Origin of the sequence: Acinetobacter sp. S4397-1 (genome assembly GCF_024129285.1) — a bacterium.
GTDB lineage: Bacteria > Pseudomonadota > Gammaproteobacteria > Pseudomonadales > Moraxellaceae > Acinetobacter > Acinetobacter lwoffii_C.
Genome location: NZ_JAMXXZ010000070.1, coordinates 1 through 2,109 on the forward strand (window position 1 = coordinate 1; position 2,109 = coordinate 2,109).

General features: G+C 30.8%; 3 protein-coding genes. 1 reads left to right on the top strand and 2 read right to left on the bottom strand.

Annotated features, from left to right (window positions below; genetic code table 11):
- The first annotated feature begins 144 nt into the window (after positions 1 to 144).
- A complete protein-coding gene (locus tag NI467_RS14500; protein ID WP_253153490.1) occupies positions 145 to 1,161 on the top strand; it encodes a hypothetical protein in 1,017 nt (338 codons plus the stop codon).
- Between the two features lie 69 nt (positions 1,162 to 1,230).
- On the opposite strand, the gene NI467_RS14505 is transcribed toward NI467_RS14500, so the two are convergent.
- A complete protein-coding gene (locus NI467_RS14505) occupies positions 1,231 to 1,545 on the bottom strand; it encodes a BrnA antitoxin family protein (RefSeq protein ID WP_178319558.1) in 315 nt (104 codons plus the stop codon).
- The gene (locus NI467_RS14510; RefSeq protein WP_068975324.1) at positions 1,532 to 1,819 is read right to left on the bottom strand and encodes a BrnT family toxin; all 288 of its coding nucleotides are present in this window, start codon (positions 1,817 to 1,819) and stop codon (positions 1,532 to 1,534) included. Before NI467_RS14510 ends, NI467_RS14505 begins: the two co-directional genes overlap by 14 nt.
- Positions 1,820 to 2,109 lie beyond the last annotated feature (290 nt).

Here is a 2,109-nt window from a genome sequence, read left to right on the forward strand (position 1 = left end):
GCTGTAGAAGCATGTTTAATTCGTCTGATCACAGATACTTTATAAAGTATTTTAATACTTTTTTGAATCCGTCAATGCGTAAGTCCTATATATTATTTTTCTTGTTCAAAATATATTGCAGCAAATCAAAGTAATTTATCTAGTGTGGTTAAAAATTTATGTGAAACTATTCATACTGAAGAAAGTGCTAATATATTGATATTTTTAGTTCATCATTCCAACTCTACAGACTTTTTAGATTATATCTTAGAATATAGTTCTAGTCTTCTTGAAGATTTTCAACCTCATTATCTAACAATTAATCAAAATACAATTTTGAACGAAAAATTTAGAAAAATTTTATCGAAGGAAATTGCACAAATTTCTTTGTTAAATAAAAATATTTATGAAGAAAGAAGCAAAAGCTTGGCTCTTCGAGATCAAACAGAAGAACCTGATACTATTTTAGATTCAGCTATCAATTCATTTGAAGATTCTAAAGATGAGCTGAAAGAAGAGTTAGAACAAAGTGCAGAATTAAAACAGATAAATGATTCTAGCACTATCTTCAGATGTTTAGAGGTTTTAGGACAAATTGCAAAGAATAAACATGGCTCATTTAATAGAACTAGACTTGAGAATCTTCTAGATTCAAGTTATGGGCTTGGACTTAAATCTTTATCATTTTTTCTTGATATCTTAATGAAGTCGGATAATGAACTTAAAGAATTCATGATTTCAATCATTCAAGAAAAAAATAAAACTTCTGAAGAAGAAGCTCTTTCGATAGCAGAAAAAATGATTTTTGAAATGTGTAGATCTGTATGTAGATATTTAATTAATTTTATTGCGAAAGCTACAGCGTCTCCTCAATTAGATCAGATTATAAATGACCTATTATTAAAAAATAGTAATCCTGCATACCAATTAATATTTATTCAAACACAATTACAATTAGGACGCATTCCTAAGAGAGAGATAAAGGTTCTTTATGAAAATGAAAATGAAAATGAAAAAAATATGATAGTTACAACACTACTTCAAAATATGGTTTTAAATTATATATACATGAATAAAATAGATTTTTCTGAAAAAAAATGGATAAGTGCTAATCTAAAAATTCCAATGAATAGTCAATACAATAAGGTGCCCGAAAATTCTTTGATTAAGACAGTTCTATAGTTTCCCATCACTATAGTTAGTATAAATTTTCTTATGAGAATTCAAAAATGGGAGCCTAAGCTCCCATTTTTATTGATGATTTTTTAATTCTTTTAGCATAGCATCCCGTAAGATTTCATTCATACGTGTTTGATAACCTTTTCCTTGTGCTTTGAACCATGCAAGCACATCAGCATCTAACCGAATTGAAGTTTGTTGCTTTACTGGACGATAGAATTGATTGTGGCGTACAGCATTACTCCAGTCGGTAATTTCAGGCATATCTGAGAGATCTAGCTGATTGTCAGGAACCGTTCCCTTAGCAAGCAAGCGTTGAATTTCAGCATCTTGCTTGTCGCTGAATTTTTCATTCAGTTCTTTGCGTGAGTATCTAACCATGCTCATATCTATCTCGCTCCGCCTTAGTGACTTGTCTTGCACTAATGATTCGTATGATTTCACAGTCATCTTCATCAAAGATGGTGTGAGCTACTAAGAGCATTAGTACGCCTTTTACTTTTCCAATGGTTTGCCAACGTTCTTCACCATCGGTATGTCTGTCCTGGATTGAGATCCTTAATGGATCATCAAAAACAAGGCTTGCAGTTTCGAAAGAGACATCGTGCTTTTTTTGATTCTTTCGATTCTTAGCCTCATCCCATTCGAAATACTGTTTCATAAAAAACATTCAAATTTGTATATACAATAATGTATCACAAAATTGTATCACTCAAGTTTAAAAGCGTAATTTTTAGTCAAAATTATTGGCCGAAAGTGACAAATCTGTTCAATAAAAAGCCGACTTGTTTCAAAATCGGCTTTTTGGGCATTTGGGGATTTTTAATGTTTTATTAAGTATTTGATATTTATATTAATATACAAGTGTTGTTATTCCCAAGTAGAAATGTCCTACCTTAAAACCAAATAGAAATGTCCTATACAGACATTTCCAAGTCAAGCACAGGATTC